The sequence below is a fragment of the Streptomyces sp. NPDC044063 genome, assembly GCF_056434285.1.
Genome location: NZ_JBWKFM010000003.1, coordinates 141,804 through 160,763, shown reverse-complemented (window position 1 = coordinate 160,763; position 18,960 = coordinate 141,804). Strand labels below are relative to the sequence as shown.

At 74.5% G+C, this 18,960-nt stretch carries 15 protein-coding genes; 8 read left to right on the top strand and 7 right to left on the bottom strand.

Annotated features, from left to right (window positions below):
- The first annotated feature begins 50 nt into the window (after positions 1–50).
- Positions 51–638 (top strand): DoxX family protein, encoded by a 588-nt coding sequence (locus AC07BS_RS05965; protein ID WP_478930505.1) that lies wholly within the window; start codon positions 51–53, stop codon positions 636–638.
- 29 nt (positions 639–667) lie between these two features.
- Here the strand turns inward: AC07BS_RS05965 and AC07BS_RS05960 are convergent, their stop codons facing one another.
- Complete coding sequence (locus AC07BS_RS05960; protein ID WP_478646268.1) at positions 668–901, bottom strand: hypothetical protein; 234 nt, start codon at positions 899–901, stop codon at positions 668–670.
- Complete coding sequence (locus tag AC07BS_RS05955; RefSeq protein ID WP_478646266.1) at positions 888–2,222, bottom strand: PspC domain-containing protein; 1,335 nt, start codon at positions 2,220–2,222, stop codon at positions 888–890. The genes AC07BS_RS05960 and AC07BS_RS05955 overlap by 14 nt, the downstream gene beginning before the upstream one ends.
- A gap of 146 nt (positions 2,223–2,368) precedes the next feature.
- On the opposite strand from AC07BS_RS05955, the gene AC07BS_RS05950 reads away from it, so the two are divergent.
- The 4 genes from AC07BS_RS05950 to AC07BS_RS05935 all read left to right on the top strand — a co-directional run bounded on the left by AC07BS_RS05950 (position 2,369) and on the right by AC07BS_RS05935 (position 7,282).
- The gene (locus AC07BS_RS05950; protein WP_478646263.1) at positions 2,369–4,036 is read left to right on the top strand and encodes a protein kinase domain-containing protein; all 1,668 of its coding nucleotides are present in this window, start codon (positions 2,369–2,371) and stop codon (positions 4,034–4,036) included.
- A gap of 94 nt (positions 4,037–4,130) precedes the next feature.
- Complete coding sequence (locus tag AC07BS_RS05945) at positions 4,131–5,405, top strand: PspC domain-containing protein (protein ID WP_478646262.1); 1,275 nt, start codon at positions 4,131–4,133, stop codon at positions 5,403–5,405.
- On the top strand, positions 5,402–6,085 hold the full coding sequence (locus tag AC07BS_RS05940; RefSeq protein ID WP_478646261.1) for a LuxR C-terminal-related transcriptional regulator: 684 nt from the start codon (positions 5,402–5,404) through the stop codon (positions 6,083–6,085). Before AC07BS_RS05945 ends, AC07BS_RS05940 begins: the two co-directional genes overlap by 4 nt.
- A gap of 81 nt (positions 6,086–6,166) precedes the next feature.
- Positions 6,167–7,282 carry an alpha/beta hydrolase gene (locus AC07BS_RS05935; RefSeq protein WP_478930501.1) on the top strand — a complete coding sequence of 372 codons (1,116 nt, stop codon included), beginning with the start codon at positions 6,167–6,169 and terminating at the stop codon, positions 7,280–7,282.
- A gap of 65 nt (positions 7,283–7,347) precedes the next feature.
- Here AC07BS_RS05935 and AC07BS_RS05930 read toward each other — a convergent pair whose 3' ends face one another.
- Positions 7,348–8,445: a C40 family peptidase gene (locus tag AC07BS_RS05930; protein ID WP_478930499.1), complete on the bottom strand. Its 1,098-nt coding sequence runs from the start codon at positions 8,443–8,445 to the stop codon at positions 7,348–7,350.
- Between the two features lie 272 nt (positions 8,446–8,717).
- On the opposite strand from AC07BS_RS05930, the gene AC07BS_RS05925 reads away from it, so the two are divergent.
- Positions 8,718–9,071, top strand: a complete 354-nt coding sequence (locus AC07BS_RS05925) for a hypothetical protein (protein ID WP_478646255.1) — start codon at positions 8,718–8,720, stop codon at positions 9,069–9,071.
- 114 nt (positions 9,072–9,185) lie between these two features.
- Entirely contained in the window at positions 9,186–11,681 is a 2,496-nt protein-coding gene (gene pcrA / locus AC07BS_RS05920) for a DNA helicase PcrA (RefSeq protein WP_478646252.1), read from the top strand.
- A gap of 55 nt (positions 11,682–11,736) precedes the next feature.
- On the opposite strand, the gene AC07BS_RS05915 is transcribed toward pcrA, so the two are convergent.
- Both AC07BS_RS05915 and AC07BS_RS05910 read right to left on the bottom strand, forming a co-directional pair.
- Positions 11,737–13,431 (bottom strand): M23 family metallopeptidase, encoded by a 1,695-nt coding sequence (locus AC07BS_RS05915; RefSeq protein ID WP_478930668.1) that lies wholly within the window; start codon positions 13,429–13,431, stop codon positions 11,737–11,739.
- Positions 13,432–13,706: 275 nt separating this feature from the next.
- Positions 13,707–14,630 (bottom strand): esterase/lipase family protein, encoded by a 924-nt coding sequence (locus AC07BS_RS05910; RefSeq protein WP_478930496.1) that lies wholly within the window; start codon positions 14,628–14,630, stop codon positions 13,707–13,709.
- A 379-nt stretch (positions 14,631–15,009) separates the two neighbouring features.
- Here AC07BS_RS05910 and AC07BS_RS05905 point away from each other — a divergent pair, with 379 nt between their 5' ends.
- Positions 15,010–15,423, top strand: a complete 414-nt coding sequence (locus AC07BS_RS05905; RefSeq protein WP_478646246.1) for a cobalamin B12-binding domain-containing protein — start codon at positions 15,010–15,012, stop codon at positions 15,421–15,423.
- A 253-nt stretch (positions 15,424–15,676) separates the two neighbouring features.
- Here AC07BS_RS05905 and AC07BS_RS05900 read toward each other — a convergent pair whose 3' ends face one another.
- Entirely contained in the window at positions 15,677–17,368 is a 1,692-nt protein-coding gene (locus tag AC07BS_RS05900; RefSeq protein WP_478930494.1) for a DUF5691 domain-containing protein, read from the bottom strand.
- Between the two features lie 64 nt (positions 17,369–17,432).
- A complete protein-coding gene (locus AC07BS_RS05895) occupies positions 17,433–18,830 on the bottom strand; it encodes an SWIM zinc finger family protein (protein WP_478930492.1) in 1,398 nt (465 codons plus the stop codon).
- Positions 18,831–18,960: the final 130 nt, after the last annotated feature.

The window sequence follows — 18,960 nt, the reverse complement described above, 5'->3', positions numbered from 1 at the left end:
CGCGACGGCGGGAGCGCGGAGCGGTGGAAGCGGTGGAGACGGTGGACGGCATGACGGGGCGGACCGGGAGCGGCGGACCGGGCACGCGCGAGGGGACGGGACCGGGTTCGGGATCGGGGGCGGGATCGGCTACGGGGCCGGGGCCGGGGCCGGTGGCCGAGCTGCGGCGCGCCCGGTACGCGCTGCTGCCGCTGCGGCTCTTCCTCGGGGTCACGTTCGTGTACGCGGGCCTCGACAAGCTCAGCGACCCCGCCTTCCTCGCGGCCGACGGTGCGGGATCGCTCGGGGAGCTGATGCGGGCCGCCCGGGACACGGCGGGCGTCCCGGCGCTGGTGGACCTCGCGCTGAAGAGCCCGGAGGGCTTCGGCTGGGCCATCGCGCTCGGCGAGATCGCGGTCGGCCTCGGCACGCTGCTGGGCCTCTTCGCCCGGGTCGCGGCGGCGGGCGGCGTGCTGATCTCGCTCAGCCTGTGGCTGACCGTCAGCTGGGCCGCCACGCCCTACTACTACGGCAACGACCTGCCGTATCTGATGGCCTGGCTGCCGCTGATCATCGCGGGCGCGCCCCTGCTGTCGGCGGACGCGGCGCTGCGCCGCCGGCGGACGATACGGGGCCGGACGATACCGGGCCGCGCCTGAGGCCGGAGGCCTCGACGAAGCCGGGGGTCTCAGGGCGTCGCCGTGTCCGCCCGATCGGCGCCCCGCGCCCGGCGGCGGCGCCGGACGGCGTAGGTGAGGGAGGAGACCACCCCGGCCACGCACAGGCCGCCCGCCATGACGGGCAGGAGCAGATAGGAGGGGAAGTGCCACCGGCCGCCGGCGGCCAGCAGATACGCGGCACAGCCGCCGATCAGCACCAGCCCGATGACGAGCTTGCCCGGCTCGAAGTCATGACGCCACACGGGCCACCTCCACCTGACCGATACCGGCCTTGAGATCGAGTTTCAGGGTGCCGTGGGACGGCTTCCCGGCCGCCGGCGGCAGGGTGATCCGCTCGTGCCGGCGGGGCTGGACGTCGACGTCGTCGTGGGCCTCGCCCGGCAGCCGGAGGTCGCCGACGCCGATGTCGACGGTCAGTTCCGCCGTGACGTCCTCGGGGAGGAGGACCTTGAGCTGCCCGGCGCCGACCTCCGCGCGCACCGCGACCGGCGCCGCGCCGGGCTCCCGGCCGTCGCGCGTCCGGGGCAGGCCGGTCAGGTCCAGCGTGCCCACGCCGGTGCCCAGCCGGTAGTGGTCCCGCACGTCCGCCAGGGCCGTGGGGCGCCAGGTGGCGCGGTTCCAGTCGGGGGTCAGGGACTTCGGCAGCGCGGCGGCGCCCGTGAGCAGCGCCCCGGTGAGCACGGCGGCGACGACCGTGCCGCCGCCGGTGCGCCCGAAGCGGGAACTCACCGTGATGCCCAGGCCGAAGACGCCGAGGGCGCAGGCCAGACCGGTCTCGAGGGCGGTGGCCAGGGGCTGGTGATGCCACGTCAGGCCGGTGCCGAGGCCGAGGGCCACGAGGGCCAGCAGGAAGGTCCAGCCGCCCAGGTGCCGCACGGCGGTCCGGCCCGAACGGCGGCTCTTCTCGTAGATGGTGATGTCCGCGACGCCCCCGATGCCGCCGTCCGCGGCGCCCGGGAGGCCGGTGGCGCCCGCGCCCCGGGGGCCGTGCTCCGGGGCGTCGGCGGGGCCCCACAGATAGCCGGTGCCGCCGCCTGCCGTGCCGTCCTTGACCGGGTCGCGCCACCACGAGGGGGAGCCCGGCGCGGGCGGCGCCTGGGTCTCGGGCACGGCCCCGTGCACCGTACGCTCGGCCCCGTCCGTGCCGTCGGCGCCGTCCGGGCGGCGGTGCCGCGACCAGTAGGCGGCGCCACTGGCGGCGAGGGTCAGCATCAGCGCGAAGGCCATCACGCCGCTGTTGTTGAGCATGGACAGGAACAGCCCGCAGCCGACCAGCGAGAAGAGGACCGCCGTCAGCGCCGGCCCCTCGACGCGGCCGGACAGCAGCCGCCTGCCCTCGTTCTCGTCCTCGCCCTCGAAGGGGATCAGCAGCCAGGCCAGCCCGTAGGCGACCAGACCCAGCCCGCCCGTGACGCCGAGGACGCCCAGCACCACCCGGAAGACGACCGGGTCCATGTCGAAGCAGCGGCCCAGGCCGCCGCAGACACCGGAGATCACCTTGTGCTCGCGGCTGCGCCGCAGCGGCGGGGCGGTCGTCTGCTCGGCGGGGGGTGCGTCGGTCATGGGGACATGGTGTCAACCGGAACGGGTGTGCGGCATCCGTGGCGACCCTGGACGTTCCCTGAGATCGTCCCTGAGACGGGGACGGTTAGGGTGTGGCGCATCGAACACCAGCGGGGGAACCGGAGGAACGTGCGGTGCACGGGGCAGTGCCTGAGACAGGGCGTCTCATCGCCGGGCGGTACCGGCTCGTCGAGCGGGTGGGCCGTGGCGGCATGGGCACCGTCTGGCGTGCCGATGACGAGCTTCTGGGCCGTCAGGTGGCGGTCAAGCGGCTGCACGTCAATCCGGGGCTGGAGGAGGACGAGCTCGCCACCCTCTACGAGCGCACCCGCCGCGAGGCCCGTAGCGCGGCCCGCATCAACCATCCCAACGTCGTCGGCGTCCACGATGTGGTCGAGGACGGTGGCCTGCCCTGCATCGTGATGGAGTACGTCCCGTCGCGCACGCTCGGCGACCTCCTCAAGCACGGCACGGTCTCCCCCGAGGAGGCCGCCCGGGTCGGCCGCGGCATGGTGGCCGCGCTGCGCGCGGCGCACGCCGCCGGGGTGCTGCACCGCGACGTCAAGCCCGGTAACGTCCTGCTCGGCCACGACGGCCGGGTCGTGCTCACCGACTTCGGGATCGCGCAGTCGAGCGGCACCTCGACGCTGACCAAGACCGGCGAGATGGTCGGTTCCATCGACTACATCGCCCCCGAGCGGGTCAAGGGCGCCAAGCCCGGCCCCGCCTCCGACCTGTGGGCCCTGGGCGCCACGCTCTACCAGGCGCTGGAGGGCCGGCCGCCGTTCCGCCGCGACACGGCGGTCGAGACGGCCTACGCCATCGCCATGGACCCGCTCGTGCCGCCGCGCCACGCGGGCCCGCTGACCAAGGTCGTCGAGACCCTGCTGGCCAAGGACCCGGCCCTGCGGCCCCCGGCCGAGCTGGTCGAGCAGGTCCTGCGCGAGCCCGCCGCCGAACCGGACACGGCGCACCTGAGGATCCCGCGACCGGACGCCCGCCCCGCCGCGCGCCCCGGGACCCGACCGCGGCCCGCTCCGGAAGCCCGTACGGAACCCCGCCCCGAGCCGCCCACCGTGCCCGGGGGCGCCCCGCCCGTCGCCCCCACGCGTCCCGAACCCGTCGCCGCCTCCGCCTCCGCCCGGTCGGCGGCCCCGGCCGGGGCCGGGCGGCGGGGGCGCGCGCTGTGGTGGGGCGCCGCGGTGACGGTCGTGGTGGCCGGGCTCGCGGTCGGCGCGTACGTCCTCCTCTCCGCGGGCGGCGCCCAGGACGGCGCGGAGGCCGGGCCCGCCACGGACCACGAGGCCTCGGCGCGCCCGTCGGCGTCCTCCGCCGCGCCGAGCCCGCCGCCCGTGCCGAAGGGCTACCACCTCGTCAGGGAGGAGCGTCTCGGCGTCTCCTTCCCGGTGCCGGACGGCTGGAAGCGCAAGGAGGACGACCAGGAGAAGGCGGACACCGAGGTCAACTACCTCGACCCGTCGGGGATGGTCGGCATCAAGGTCAACGTCCTGGACTTCGCGAGCCCGAACCACCTCCAGCACTGGAAGGACGTCGAGGAGCAGCTGCGCAAGGAGCTCGGCGGCTACGCCCGGCGACGCATGCAGGAGACGAGGTTCCGGGGCGAGCCGGCGGCCGTGTGGGAGTTCAGCTGGAAGGGCCGGGCCCGCGACTGGCAGGCGATCGACCTGGGGTTCGGGCGCGAGGGCGGCAACGAGTACGCCATCTACCTCTCGGCCCCCAAGGCCGACTGGGAGCGCCATAAGCACGTCTTCGACGCGGTCCGCGACGGATTCCGCCCGGGGCCCACGCCCTGAGCCGGCCGGCCCGCGCGGAGCGGTCGGTTTCCCCGGGTCGCCTCAGGGAGGACCCTGATGCCGCCGGGCCACCGCCCGTGTGACGATCTGTGGCATGACCGCCCCGCCCCCGCCGCAGCACCCCGACGCCCCGCCCCTGCGCAAGCTCTACCGCAGCGCCGACGGCCGGATGCTGGGCGGTGTCGCGCGCGGGCTCGCCGGGCACCTGGGGCTGCCGGTGTCCTGGGTGCGGCTGGTGTTCGTGGCCCTGATGATGGCTCAGGGCATGGGGGCGCTGCTGTACGCCGTGTTCTGGTTCGTCGTCCCCCTCGGGGTCGGCGGCGTCGGGGCCCCGCGCTCCGCCGTGGAGACCGCCGACGGACGGCGGCCCCTGCTGGCGCGCAAGCCCGACCGGGGCCAGGTCGTCGCGCTGGTGGCCGTCATCGCCAGCGCGGCCGTCTTCATCGACCGGCTTCACCTGGGCCGCGCCAACGCCTACGTCTGGCCGCTGGTGCTCATGGGTGCCGGCGTCGCCCTCGTGTGGCGGCAGGCCGACAACGCCCGCCGCGCCCACTGGATGGAGGTCGGCCGCCGCAAGCGCGTCCTGCCGCTCGCGCGCGGCGCGGCCGGCGTCCTGCTGGTGGGCGCCGGCGCGACCGGCATCGTGGTGCTCCAGGGTTCCGCCGAGCACCTGGGCACCGTCCTGCAGGCCTCGCTGGCCGTGCTGGTCGGCATCGCGCTGCTGGCGGGCCCCTCGGTCGTCCGGATGACCCAGGACCTGTCGGCCGAGCGCACCATGCGCATCCGCGCCCAGGAGCGCGCCGAGGTCGCCGCCCACGTCCACGACTCCGTCCTCCACACCCTCACCCTCATCCAGCGCAACGCCGACGACGCCCGCGAGGTCGCCCGCCTGGCCCGGGCCCAGGAGCGCGAGCTGCGCAACTGGCTCTACAACCCCGAGGGCCGGGGCAAGGACGAGGCCGACGAGCCGGAGACGCTGGCCGAGGCCGTGAAGGGCACCGCCGCCGAGGTCGAGGACCACCACGGCGTGCCCATCGAGGTCGTCGTGGTCGGCGACTGCCCCCTGGACGAGCGGCTGGGCGCCCAGCTGCAGGCCGCCCGCGAGGCCATGGTCAACGCGGCCAAGTACGGTGGCCAGGGCGGCGCCGTGCAGGTCTACGCGGAGGTCGAGGGGCGTACGGTCTTCATCTCCGTGCGTGACCGCGGCCCCGGCTTCGACCTGGACGCGGTGCCGGACGACCGGATGGGCGTCCGCGAGTCGATCATCGGCCGGATGCAGCGCAACGGCGGCACGGCGCGGCTGCGCTCGGCGCCTGACGGGGGGACAGAAGTGGAGCTGGAGATGGAGAGGGCGGAGAAGGCGACATGACGACCGAAGAGGTTCCGGAGCGCCACGTCAGGGTCGTGCTGGTCGACGACCACCGGATGTTCCGCACCGGGGTGCAGGCGGAGATCGGCGACACCGCGAGCACGGGCGTCGAGGTCGTCGGGGAGGCGGCCGACGTCGACCAGGCGATCACGGTCATCACCGCGACCCGCCCCGAGGTGGTCCTCCTGGACGTCCACCTCCCCGGCGGCGGCGGGGTCGAGGTGCTGCGCCGCAGCGCCGCCCTCATGACCGACCCGCAGGCGCCCGTCCGCTTCCTGGCCCTGTCGGTCTCCGACGCCGCCGAGGACGTCATCGGCGTCATCCGGGGCGGCGCCCGCGGCTACGTCACCAAGACGATCACGGGCGTGGACCTGATCGACGCGATCTTCCGGGTCAAGGACGGCGACGCGGTCTTCTCGCCCCGGCTGGCGGGCTTCGTCCTCGACGCCTTCGCCTCCACGGACGCGCCGCCGGTCGACGAGGACCTCGACCGGCTGACGCAGCGGGAGCGCGAGGTGCTGCGGCTGATCGCGCGCGGTTACGCGTACAAGGAGATCGCCAAGCAGCTCTTCATCTCCGTGAAGACGGTCGAGTCCCACGTCTCCGCCGTGCTGCGCAAGCTCCAGCTGTCCAACCGGCACGAACTCACGCGCTGGGCCACGGCACGCCGCCTGGTGTGACGGGAGGGGCGGAACCTCCGTGTGCTTCTCGCCATCTCTCTGAGGCGAGAAGCACACATCCGAAACGAGAGCCGCCGCCCGATGAGCCTGACGGGGACACCCTTCTTCCTGACCACGATCGTCCTGGTCGTGGTGGCGCTGGTCCTGCCGCTCACGCTGTGGGGCCGCGTCGGCGGGCCCCGGCTCGTACGCCATGCGACGCGCTTCCTGATGCTGCTGTTCGCGCAGGTCACCGCCGTCACGCTGGTCTTCGTGATCGTCAACAACGCCAACGGCCTCTTCGACACCTGGGACGACCTGCTGGGCACCGGTGACCACGTCGGCGCGGCCGCCGACCTGGGGCCGGACGGCACGGGCGGCAAGCCGGTGAACGAGCAGCCGAAGGTGGTCCAGAAGTTCACCCCCGCCTCCGACAAGCGGATGGGGCCCGGTGTTCAGCAGACCGAGCTCAAGGGCCGCATATCCGGCGTCCAGGGCGAGGTGTACGTCTGGCTGCCGCCGCAGTACGACGACCCGGCGTACAAGGACAAGAAGTTCCCCGTGGTCGAGGTGCTGCCGGGCTTCCCCGGTTCGGCCAAGGCCTGGTTCGGCAGCCTCGACGTCAACACGCAGCTCAAGCCGCTGATGGAGAAGGGCGAGGTGGCCCCGTTCATTCTGGTGGCGCCGCGCACCACGCTCCTCGGCGACGTCGACACCGGCTGCGCCAACATCCCGGGCAAGGTCAACGCGGACACCTGGCTCAGCGTCGACGTCCGCAAGATGGTCACCGACACGTTCCGGGCCTCCGACAAGCCCGACGGCTGGGCCGTCGCCGGCTACTCGGCCGGCGCCCACTGCGCGGTGAAGCTGGCCGTCTCCCACCCCGACCGCTACCGGGCCGGGGTGGGCCTGTCCGGCTACAACGACCCGGTCGGCGAGCCCGCCTCCCTCACCGCGAAGACGCCGGAGCTCCGTGAGGCGAACAACCCGCTGAAGATCCTCCAGCGCGCCACGACGCCGCCGCACGTGGCGCTGTTCCTGTCGGGCGCGGAGGGCGACGGCTACCAGGGCGGGCTGGCGATCAAGCAGGCCGCGAAGGCGCCGACGACCGTGCAGGTGACCATGATCCCGGCGGGCGCGGGCGGGCACGGCACCGCCGTGTGGAAGCGGCAGGTGCCCGACGTCTTCCGCTGGCTGACCAAACAGCTCGCGCACTGAAACGACGTCTCTGAGGCCGAAGCGACGTCTCTGAGGCCGCAGCCACCCGCCGGGCCGCCCGGCCGCTAGGCCGGCCGGGCGGCCCCCGCGAACGGCATCTCGTCGATCGACGCGATCCGCACCGGTGCTCCCGGGTGCGGGGCGTGGATCATCCGGCCTCCGCCGATGTAGAGGCCGACGTGACTGATGCCGGAGTAGAAGAAGACCAGGTCGCCGGGGGCGAGGCCGCCTCGGGCGATCCGCCGCCCGGAGTTGATCTGCGTATACGTGGTGCGCGGCAGGGAGACGCCCGCCGCCCGCCACGCCGCCTGCGTCAGCCCCGAGCAGTCGAAACCGGACGGCCCGGTCGCGCCCCACACGTACGGCTTGCCGATCGCGGAGTAGGCGAAGGCCACGGCCTGCGCGGCGCGCCCCGAGACGGCGGCCGCGGGCACCTGCCGGGCCGTGGAGCCCACCGCCGCGAGGGTGCCGCCCGCCGCCTTGCCCGCCGCCCTGTCCACCGCGCCGGCGGCCCGCTCGCCGGTGGCGACCACCGCGCGCTCCTGTTCCGGCAGCTCGCGCAGCAGCCGCTGGGCCCGGCCGAGCTTCGTCTCGATGGCGTGCTTGTGCCGGGCGAGGGCGTTCTCCTCGCGCCGCAGCTCGGTCAGTCGCTCGTCGGCGGTGGCGCGTACCCGCTCGACGCCCCGCAGCTCCTTCCGCACCCGCGCCACGGCCCCGGCCTGCCGCTCGCCCGCGCGGCCGGCCAGCGAGGCGTCCTGGAGGAAGCGGTCGGGGCTGGTGGAGAGCAGCAGCCGGACGCTGGTGGGCATGCCGCCGTGGCGGTACTGGGCGGCGGCGTACGAGCCGAGGGCGTTCCGGGCGCTGTTGAGGCGCTCGGTCCCGCGGGCCGCCTCGTCCCGCAGCCGGTCGAGCACGGAGCGCGCCCGGTCGGCCCGCTCCTTGGCGCCGTTGTACTGCTCGGTGGCCACCTCGGCCTGCTGGTAGTAGCGGGCGACCTCGGCCCTGGCCTTCTCCGGGGTGAGCGCGGGGGAGGCGTGGCCGGTGCCCTCGAGAGCCGTCGCGGTGGCGGCGCCCGCGAGGGCGAGGGTCGCCGCCGTGCGGGCGGGGCCGCCGGTGAGCGGGCTCTGTTTGGGCTTGCGGTGGGAGGCCACGATCGCCGTCACTTCCTTCCGGTCCGGCAAGGGGGTGCGGGGCGGCGGCCCGCACGAGGGGGGGGGAGGGGGCGGGCCGCCGCCGTCTGCAGGAGGACGCTAGGGCTCACGGAGATCCGGAAACGGCCATGACCGCTATTGCCCCTATTCGGCTGTTTGGCGACTGCACGTGGCCGGCTGATCCCCGACGGTCGGGACGGAAGCGGGCGCCGACTGACCGATGCCGTGTTCCTTCCGCACCTCCCGGCCGGGGGGTGCTATGGGCCCGGCTAGGGTCGGGCCCCATGGACGTTCTGATTCACGCCGTCGTCGGTCTGCACATCGTCGGCATCGCCGCCCTGCTCGGTGGCTTCCTCACCCAGACGAAGGCCATGGGCAAGGGCGAGGCCCGCATGACCCCGGCGATGCTGCACGGCGCGCTGACCATGCTGGTCACCGGCGTGGCGCTGGTCGGCCTCCACCAGTCCCAGGGGCACACGGTGAACACCGTGAAGATCGGCGTGAAGCTCGCGCTGCTGGTCGTGATCCTCGGCCTCGTCTACGTCAAGCGGGACGACGAGAAGGTCGAGGCCCCGCTCTTCGGCGCGGTCGGCGCGCTGACCACGGCGAACATCTTCATCGCCGTGCTCTGGGTCTGAGCCCCGCCCCGGCCCGCCGTTCCGGGCCCCGGAGGCGGCCGCCGCTGTGGGGGTGGCCACTGTTGACGGGATCGGGGGCCGCCTGTCAGTGCGGCCGCCTAGACTCGGGAGGCGATGAGCAGCCTCTTTGACGACAGCTTCCTGGCGGACCTGGCCCCCACCGACGAGGAGCACCCGCCGCCCCCGGAGGACACGGGGCCGGAGCCGCTGCCGGACGACCTGTTCGGCGGCGCCTTCGACGTGCCCGTCCCCCGCGAGGCGTACTACCGCGACGGCGCCGCCCGGCCCGTCGTGGACCCCGCCGCCCTGCTGGAGGGGATGAACGACCAGCAGCGCGAGGCCGTCGTGCACACGGGCTCGCCCCTGCTGATCGTCGCCGGCGCCGGCTCCGGCAAGACCCGCGTGCTCACCCACCGCATCGCCCATCTGCTGGGCGCGCGCCACGTCCACCCCGGCCAGATCCTGGCGATCACCTTCACCAACAAGGCCGCCGGCGAGATGAAGGAGCGCGTCGAGCAGCTCGTCGGCCCGCGCGCCAACGCCATGTGGGTGATGACGTTCCACAGCGCGTGCGTGCGCATCCTGCGCCGCGAGAGCAAGAAGCTGGGCTTCACGTCCTCCTTCTCGATCTACGACGCGGCCGACTCCAAGCGTCTGATGGCCCTGGTCTGCCGGGACCTCGACCTGGACCCGAAGAAGTTCCCGCCGAAGTCCTTCAGCGCGAAGATCTCCAACCTCAAGAACGAGCTCATCGACGAGGAGGCCTTCGCGGCGAAGGCCGCGGACGGCTTCGAGAAGACGCTCGCCGAGGCGTACACGATGTACCAGTCGCGGCTGCGCGAGGCCAACGCCCTCGACTTCGACGACATCATCATGACCACGGTCCACCTGCTCCAGGCCTTCCCCGACGTGGCCGAGCACTACCGCCGCCGCTTCCGGCACGTCCTGGTCGACGAGTACCAGGACACCAACCACGCGCAGTACACCCTGGTGCGCGAGCTCGTCGGCACGCCGGAGACCTCGGGCGAGGAGGGCGTCGCCGAGCTGTGCGTCGTCGGTGACGCCGATCAGTCGATCTACGCCTTCCGCGGCGCCACCATCCGCAACATCCTCCAGTTCGAGGAGGACTACCCGGACGCCACCACGATCCTGCTGGAGCAGAACTACCGCTCCACGCAGACGATCCTCAACGCCGCCAACGCCGTCATCGAGCGCAACGAGAACCGCCGCCCCAAGAACCTGTGGACGCAGGCCGGGGCCGGCGCCTCCATCACCGGCTATGTCGCCGACACCGAGCACGACGAGGCCCAGTTCGTCGCCGACGAGATCGACCGGCTGACCGACGCCGGGGACGCCAAGGCCGGCGACGTCGCGGTCTTCTACCGCACCAACGCCCAGTCCCGTGTCTTCGAAGAGATCTTCATCCGCGTCGGCCTGCCCTACAAGGTCGTCGGCGGCGTGCGCTTCTACGAGCGCAAGGAGGTCCGCGACATCCTGGCGTACCTGCGGGTGCTCGCCAACCCCGAGGACACCGTGCCCCTGCGGCGCATCCTCAACGTCCCCAAGCGCGGCATCGGCGAGCGTGCCGAGGCCATGATCGACGCCCTGGCGCTGCGCGAGAAGGTCAGCTTCGCGCAGGCGCTGCGCCGCGTCGACGAGGCCTACGGCATGGCCGCCCGCTCGGCCAACGCGGTCAAGCGCTTCAACGTCCTCCTGGAGGAGCTGCGCACGATCGCCGAGTCGGGCGCCGGTCCGGCCACGGTCCTGGAGGCCGTTCTGGAGCGCACGGGGTATCTCGCCGAGCTCCAGGCCTCCACCGACCCGCAGGACGAGACCCGCGTCGAGAACCTCCAGGAGCTCGCGGCCGTCGCCCTGGAGTTCGAGCAGGAGCGGGAGGGGGAGGAGCCGGGCACGCTGGCCGACTTCCTGGAGAAGGTGGCCCTGGTCGCCGACTCCGACCAGATCCCCGACGAGGACACCGAGGGCACGGGCGTCATCACGCTGATGACGCTGCACACGGCGAAGGGCCTGGAGTTCCCCGTCGTCTTCCTCACCGGCATGGAGGACGGTGTCTTCCCGCACCTGCGCGCCCTGGGGCAGACGAAGGAGCTGGAGGAGGAGCGGCGGCTCGCCTACGTGGGCATCACGCGCGCCCGCGAGCGGCTCTACCTCACCCGGTCGAGCATGCGCAGCGCGTGGGGCCAGCCGTCCTACAACCCGCCGTCGCGGTTCCTGGAGGAGATCCCGGACCAGTATCTGGACTGGCGCCGTACGGGTCCCGCCACGCCGTCCGCGTCCTCGCTGGGCGCGGGGTCCGGGTCGGGTGGCCGGGGCGGCTTCTCCTCGGGGCTGTCCACGGGCTTCGGGTCCTCGCGCGGCGCGGCGCCGGCCGGCCGGGCGGGGGCGGCGTCGGGCTTCGCCACCCGGCGGGCCAAGGACCGGCCCGTGGTGGCGCTGGCCGTCGGCGACCGCGTCACCCACGACTCCTTCGGGCTGGGCACGGTCGTCGCCGTGAAGGGCAGCGGGGACAACGCCGAGGCCACGGTCGACTTCGGCGAGGAGAAGCCGAAGCGGCTGCTGCTGCGGTACGCCCCGGTCGAGAAGCTGTAGGCCGATACGCCGGTGGGCGCCCCCTCGGGGGCGCCCACCGGCGTATCGAGCCGGATCAGGTCGGGTCGAGGCCCTTGCCGCGCAGCCAGGGCAGCGGGTCGACGGCCGAGCCGCCGGGCCGCACCTCGAAGTGGAGGTGGGGTCCGGTGGAGTTGCCGGAGTTGCCGGAGTAGGCGATGACGTCGCCGGCCTTCACGGACCCGGACCGGATCTTGGTGCTGCTGAGGTGGCAGTACCAGGTCTCGGTGCCGTCCGGTGACGTCACTATGGCCATGTTGCCGTAGGCCACGTTGTACTGCGTGCGGACCGTGCCGTCGGTGGCGGCCATCACGGGTGTGCCGTAGGCGACGGGGAAGTCGATGCCCGTGTGCACCGACATCCAGTTGATGCCCGCCTGGCCGTACATCGCGCTCAGACCGTGCTGGGAGACGGGGAGGGCGAACTTGGGCCGCTCGCGCTCCTTCTTGGCGGCCTCGTCGGCCTTGCGCTTGCGCTCCTCCTCCTGGCGGGCCTTGAGGTCGATCCGCTCCTGGGTGCGGTTGGCGCGGCTGGCGAAGTCGTCGGCGCCGCGGCTGAGACCGGCGAGCTGGGTGTCGAGCTTGCTGTTGGCCGCCGAGAGCTTGACGGTGGTGTCGGGGGCGGCGGCCGCGGTGGGCTTCGCCGCCTCCTTCTCGCCGCCGCCGGTCATCACGGACGCGGCGGCGATCCCGGCGACGCCCATGACGGCGACGGAGGGGACGGCGACGGTCAGCAGGGCCTTGCGGCGCGGACGGTAGCCGGTACGGGCGGGGGCGCCCTTGCGGCGGGCGGCGCGGGCGCGGCCGGGGGTGTCGCCGGCGCCGTGCGGGCGGGCCTGGGCCGGTACGGAGGCGGAGGCCGCCGTCCCGTCGCCGTCCGGGTCCGCGCCGGTGTCCGTGCCGTCGTCCGCCGTGGCGGGCTCCGGCTCCTCGATGATCATTATGGCCCGGGTCTCGGCGTCGGCCACCGAGCGGGCGCGGGCCCCGGAGCCGGTGGCCTGGGCGGGCACCGCGGGCGCGGCGGCCTCCAGGTCGACGCCGGACAGGTCGACCATGACGGTGGGGGCGTGCCCGCCCTCCTGCCCGCCCACGGTCGCGTAGGCGCCGGCGTCCCAGGTCTGCGTCTGCTGGGCGTTCATGTCCCAGCCGGAGGAGTTCTGGGCGGGGGCGTTCCACTCGTGGGCGGGGTACTGGCCGCTCGCGTCCCACGCGGCGGCGGGGTGGCCGCCGGTGGCGTACTGCCCGGTGCCGTCCTGGCCGTGGTCCCAGCCGGTGTGGTGGCCCGTGTCGTACGCGCCCGAGCCCGCGGCGGACCCGGCGGCGCTCCAGGCGCCGGTGTCCCAGCCGGAACCGCCGGAGGTGACCGACGTGCCGGAGAGGTCCCACTGGCCGGAGTCGTACTGACCGGTGGCGGGGGTGCCGGTGGCGTACTGGCCGGTGGCCTGCGCCTGTCCGGTGGCGGGGTCGCCGCCCAGGTCGTAGCCGCTGAAGTCCCAGGTCTGGGTCTGTCCGCTGACGCCCCATTGGCCCGAGGTGTCGCCGCCCCAGGTCTCGTCCGGGCGGTGCCCCCAGCCGGAGGCGTCCCACTGGCCGCTGCCGTAGCCGTCGTACCCGGCGTAGCCCTGCGGGGAGCCCTGCTGCTCGTACGGCGTGTAGTGCCCGTGCCCATAGGAGGCACCGGGAGCGGGAACGGACTGATCCGGGCCCGCCTGCGGGTGACGGTCGTTCACCACCACTTCCATTTCGCCTTGGCAGCAGGAGAATTAGCGGCGACTGTACCCGGCGGTATGCGGCAACGACAATCTTCCCCACCTTGTGCGTGGTGAGGGCCCGGGCATTTAGCCGCCTTTCGGTGGATGGGGCCCAGGCGAGTCGAGTCGGCGTTCGATATTCGTTCGACCTCTTATCGACTCCGGGTGTCATCGGCGGTGCCATAAGGGCGCGTTGTGGAAAAACGTTTCCATGGCTGAATCCCGGCGGTGATCCCGGTATCGATCCCCGGCGGTGCTCAGGCGACCGAGGCCGCCCCCGCCGCCCCGGCCACGGGTTCCTCCGTGGTCAGCGCCTGCCGGATACCGGCCGCCACCGCGCCGTGCACGGGCAGGGCCAGATGGCCCACGCCGCTCACCCGGACGTTGCGCGCCATGAGGTCGGGGTGATCGATACGGGCGGTCTCCACCGGCACCATGATCTGATCCAGGTCGCTCCAGAAACCGATGAATTGCGTCGCGCAATGCGGTGCGGGTTCGGCCAGTTCCGCGATGACATCCGATTCCGGGCGCATCTGGCGCACCAGGGGATGCGCCGACATGAGGGGCGCCACGCGCGTCCCGGCGTGCGGTGTGCCGAGGGTGACGAGGGTGCGCACCCGGGTGTCCCCGCCCATCCGCTGGATGTAGTAGCGGGCGATCAGGCCGCCGAGGCTGTGCCCGACCATGTCCACCCGCGCGCTGCCCGTGCTCGCGCAGACCTCCTCGACGTGGCGGGCGAGGAGTCCGGCCGCCGTGCGGATGTCGCACGTCAGGAGCGAGTGGTTGAGCGACCACACCTGACCCCAGCCGTGCTGGAGCAGCGAACGGCGCAACAGTACGAACACCGAACGGTTGTCGATGAAGCCGTGGAGAAGGAGTACCGGCAGACGGGTGACCTCGCCGGGCCCGGGCGTGTCGGGCGTCCCGCCGGCGGCCGGCGGAACGGACGGCGCGGGCGGGGCGGGCGGGGCGGGCGAGGTGGTCGAGGGGGGAGGCGTGGGAGGGGCGGCCGGGAGGGACCGGGGCGGCGGGCGGCGCTCCTGCGCGACGCCGGTGGGATAGATCAGCAGGTGCGCGGTGAGGATCGCGAGCTCCAGCATCGTGGACCGCAGCAGCGCGGCCGACGGGCGGGCCCGGGCGCACGAGCGTAAGAGGGTGCAGAGAAAGGGCAAGGCCCCCATGGCCGACCGACCTCCCGAACGGCACACGCTCAAGGCGACCCGTTCCCCCGTGTGCCCTCGCGGGCAGCAGCTGTGCGCGGCAGCCGCACCGCTGTGCCGTGCGGCTGACGGCACAGGGGTGCGGCGGCCTCGTCGCGGCTCCCCTCGCGGCCGCTCCGTGCCCCGGCGGCTCGGGTCGGAGCGGCGGGTGTGGCCCGTGAGGCGCGGGCGTACGGGAGCGGTGCGTAGCGAACGTGGTGTCCCACGTGTGATTTCCCCCTCGCTCTCCACCGCGAAACGGCCGCTTGCGGGATGCTGTGGATAACGTTCGTTCACGTCCCCGGGCCCCCTTGGGCACGGGGCCTCGCGGCCGGTTGACGGCTCGTACATGGAGGCAGTGATGGGAGTGACCGGTCCGATCCGCGTGGTGGTGGCCAAGCCGGGGCTCGACGGCCATGACCGCGGCGCCAAGGTCATCGCGCGGGCGCTGCGCGACGCCGGCATGGAGGTCATCTACACCGGGCTCCACCAGACCCCCGAGCAGATCGTCGACACCGCGATCCAGGAGGACGCCGACGCGATCGGCCTGTCCATCCTCTCCGGCGCCCACAACACGCTCTTCGCCAAGGTGATCGAGCTGCTGCGCGAGCGCGACGCGGCCGACATCAAGGTCTTCGGCGGCGGCATCATCCCCGAGGCCGACATCGCCCCGCTCAAGGAACAGGGCGTCGCCGAGATCTTCACGCCGGGCGCGACCACGACCGCGATCGTGGAATGGGTCAACGCCAACGTCAGGCAGACGGCGGAGGCGTAGCCGCCCCGGAGGGGCGGCGTCGACGGGCCGCTTGCGGGCCGGCCCCTGCCGGGCCGCCCGACAGGCCCCGGCCCCGCCGGGCCGGGCCGGGCAGACCCCGGCCCGAGCCGGCCGCTGCGCTATGCCACAGCGGCGTCCGGTCCGCCCGCGTCGCGCCCGGTGGGTTCCGGTCGCGTCGTGGCGCTAGGCCGTGACCGCCGTGGTCGACGGGCCGTCCGCGTTCCGCCCGGTGGGCTCCGTCCGCGTCGTAGCGCTACGCCGCGGCCACCGCGTCCGCCGGGCCGTCCGCGTCCCTGCCGGCGAGCTCCGCCCGCATCGTGGCGCGCAGCCGTAGCGTGCCGGTGAGGCGTTGGAACGCCTCGGCCCAGTAGCCCGCGGCTCCGGCCGCGGCGCCCCCCGCGCCGTCGGGCACCGCGGCGAGCACCTCCAGCAGGCCCGCCTGTCCCGGGTCCAGGCAGCGCTCCGCCATGCCCATCACCCCGCTGAAGCTCCACGGATAGCCGCCCGCCCGGCGGGCCTCGTCCAGCGCGTCCACCACGGCCGCGCCCAGCGGCTCCGCCCACGGCACGGCACACACCCCCAGTAGCCGGAACGCCTCCGACAGGCCGTGCGCCGCGACGAACTCCGCCACCCACCCGGCCCGTTCCCCCGGCGGCAGCGCGGACAGCAGTCGGGCCGGGTCCAGCCAGGAGGCGGTCGACGGGGCCGGCGGCGACGTCGCCGGGCCCAGCAGCGCCCGGGACCACTCCGCGTCCCCCTGCCGGACGGCCGCCCGGCACCAGGCGGCGTGGAGGTCCGCCTGCCAGCCGTCGGCGACCGGCAGCGCCACCGCCTCCGCCGCGCCGCGCACGCCCAGCCGCTCGCACCAGATGCCCAGCGGGGCCGTCTCGACCAGCTGGCTCAGCCACCACGACCGCTCGCCGCGCCCCGCGGGCGGCTTGGCCACCACACCGTCCCGCTCCATCCCGGCATCGCACTCGTGCGGCGCCTCGACCACGACGCGCACCCCGCCGTCGGCCGTACGGTCCAGCGCCACGCAGGCGCGGGCCCGTTCGGCCGTCCGGGCCGAGAGGGCCGAGCCGGGAAGCCCGGCCAGCAGCTCCGCCGCCAGGGCCCGGACATTGCGGCCGCGGTCCGTCAGGGCCCGCTCCAGGAAGTCCTCGTCCCCGGCCGAGAGATCGGCGCGCAGCGTGTCGAGGAACAGCAGCCGGTCCTCCGCCCGCTCCTTCGGCCAGGCCGAGGCCAGCAGTTCCCGCCCGGCGGCGGGATCGCGTCGCCGGACCGCCGCCAGCAGCGCGGACCGCTCGGCGAACAGGCCCTCCTCCCAGATCCGCCGCTCCTCCTCGGGCCCCGCCGCGCCGGTGGCGAGCGCGGCGCCGGCCGGCGCGACCCCGGCCCGCAGGGCGAACGACCACTGGGGGTTGAGCCGGGCCAGCCACAGCGCCCGGGGCCCGCCGAACGCCAGCGCCGCCGGCCGCAGGTCGCTACGGGCCCGCGCCGCCTCCAGCAGCGCGGGCAGCAGCGCCTCCGGGGCGCGGTAGCCGTGGCCGTCGGCGGCCTCCAGCCACTGGGGGAGCAGCTCGGTGAGGTCCGGCGCGCCGCCGCCCCGGCGTCCGCCGCCACCGGGCGCCGCCCGGTCGGCGAGCAGCAGGGCGAGCCGCCGCCGGGCCGCGTCCGGCAGCTCCGGACGGGAGTCCGGGGGCGCGGCCCCCGGCCGGCCCCGTGCGGCGGCCGGCAGCAACGCGGCCCGCCGCTGCACGGTCCGCAGCGCGGCGGCGTCCAGCAGGGCCCCGGCGGCGTCCTGCCCGGGCCGCGGCCGGACGGCCCCCGCCCGTCGCTCGGTACCGAGCAACGCGGCGGCGAGAAGGTCGTCCCAGCCGCCGGCGGGGTGCGGGTCGTCCGGCGCGGGGGGAGTGGGGCTTGGGCTTGAGCTTGGGCCGGTCATGGGCGGTTTCCTTCTTTCCTTCCTACCTACCTACGGCTGACGGGTGACGGAGTCGCGGGACGACTCAGAGCGGCACCGGCTCCGGCGCCCAAGCCGTCAGCGGCGTGAAGCCGCGGTGGCCGCATTCGCCGAAGACCGGGACCGGGGCGCCCCCGGACACGGCCGTCAGGCGCCACAGCCCCAGCTCGTCGGCACCGCCGCCGCCGGCGGCGACCGGCAGTGCCGCCCCGCCCTCGGCTTCCGCGACCTGCCAGTCCCCGTCCGCGCCGCCCGGTACCGCGGTGGCCGCCGAGAGGACCACCGGCCAGGAGTCCAGCCACGGGTCGTCGCGCAGGGCCTCGCCGTAGGCGCGCAGGGCCGCTTCCACCGAACCGCCCGGCGGCGGTTCCGGGCTGGGCCCGGGCGGGCCGTGACGCGTGCCCAGGACGGCGCGCAGCGGTCGCGCGGCCGGATGGAAGACCAGGTCGGCGTCCAGGGCCAGGCCCACGGGCAGGGAGAGCTCGATCGCCCGGCCCGGGGCGCCGTAGGAGAGCAGCAGCGCCATCCGGCCCGTGCGTCTGCCGTACAGCCAGATCCGGCGCGTGACGATCCGCCCGTCGTCGCCGTCCCGCTGGGCCAGGACGAGCCAGTGGTCCCGTACGGCCGGCCCGGAGGCCAGCAGGGTCGCCGTGTCCGTGCTGATCCCGACGCGCGAGCGGACCGTGGCCGCCAGTGGCTCCGGCAGCTCGTCCACCCGCAGATAGCCCTGGCCGAGGGCGTGCAGCAGCGCGCACTCCTCCAGCAGGCGCGCGGCCCGGTCCGTCCCCTCCACGGACCCGGCCACCGCCACCGACGCCAACTCCCGTACGCGCGCCGCCAGTCCCGGCGCCTGCGCGTCGACCATGCGGGCCGCCGTCTCGTCCCACTGCCCGTACGCCGCCCCCTCGGCGGACGCGAGTCCGCCCCGCAGCAGGTCCGCCAGGCGCCGCTCCAACTCCTCGGCACCCTCGGCGATCCGCCGCGCCCGCCGCTCGGAGCGGCGCCTGGCCGCCTCGGTGTCGGCCGGAGCGGCCGCCTTCCCGGCCGGGCCGCCCCCCGCGGCCCGTTCCGTACGCCGGGCGCGCCGCTCCAGCCACTGCGCCGCCCAGCCCGGCGGCGGCTCCGCCGACGTCGGAACCGCGTCCTCCCCCTCGGACCACAACAGCAGCAGCCCCAGCGCGTGTTTGCACGGGAACTTGCGGCTCGGGCAGCTGCAATGGAAGCCCGGACCGTCGTCCCCCGCCAGGTCCACGACCGTGCGGTACGGCGTGCTGCCGCTGCCCTTGCACTCCCCCCAGACCGCGCCCGCGCCCCCGTCCGTACGCGCCCCCGTGCCCGACCACGGACCGGGCGCGGCGAGCTTCGCGCCGGCCTTGCGTGACGCGGCGTCAGGCGCCAGCGCGAGCACCTGTTCCGCCGTCCGTCGTTCCCCCTGCGGATTCATGCCGAAGACGTTAGGACCCCCCACTGACAATGGCCCTGACCTGTGGATTCTCCGTTCCGGGCGGGATTGTCAGTGGTCTGGTGCAAGGTGTGCGGCGTAACCCGGAACCGCACGACGAGGGGGACTTGAA

Excerpts from the sequence above, each read along its gene's own strand:
- AC07BS_RS05965 (WP_478930505.1), top strand. The coding sequence starts at position 51 with ATGACGGGGCGGACCGGGAGCGGCGGACCGGGCACGCGCGAGGGGACG.
- AC07BS_RS05955 (WP_478646266.1), bottom strand. The coding sequence starts at position 2,222 with ATGACCGACGCACCCCCCGCCGAGCAGACGACCGCCCCGCCGCTGCGG.
- AC07BS_RS05945 (WP_478646262.1), top strand. The coding sequence starts at position 4,131 with ATGACCGCCCCGCCCCCGCCGCAGCACCCCGACGCCCCGCCCCTGCGC.
- AC07BS_RS05940 (WP_478646261.1), top strand. The coding sequence starts at position 5,402 with ATGACGACCGAAGAGGTTCCGGAGCGCCACGTCAGGGTCGTGCTGGTC.
- AC07BS_RS05935 (WP_478930501.1), top strand. The coding sequence starts at position 6,167 with ATGAGCCTGACGGGGACACCCTTCTTCCTGACCACGATCGTCCTGGTC.
- AC07BS_RS05925 (WP_478646255.1), top strand. The coding sequence starts at position 8,718 with ATGGACGTTCTGATTCACGCCGTCGTCGGTCTGCACATCGTCGGCATC.
- pcrA (WP_478646252.1), top strand. The coding sequence starts at position 9,186 with ATGAGCAGCCTCTTTGACGACAGCTTCCTGGCGGACCTGGCCCCCACC.
- AC07BS_RS05910 (WP_478930496.1), bottom strand. The coding sequence starts at position 14,630 with ATGGGGGCCTTGCCCTTTCTCTGCACCCTCTTACGCTCGTGCGCCCGG.
- AC07BS_RS05905 (WP_478646246.1), top strand. The coding sequence starts at position 15,010 with ATGGGAGTGACCGGTCCGATCCGCGTGGTGGTGGCCAAGCCGGGGCTC.
- AC07BS_RS05900 (WP_478930494.1), bottom strand. The coding sequence starts at position 17,368 with ATGACCGGCCCAAGCTCAAGCCCAAGCCCCACTCCCCCCGCGCCGGAC.
- AC07BS_RS05895 (WP_478930492.1), bottom strand. The coding sequence starts at position 18,830 with ATGAATCCGCAGGGGGAACGACGGACGGCGGAACAGGTGCTCGCGCTG.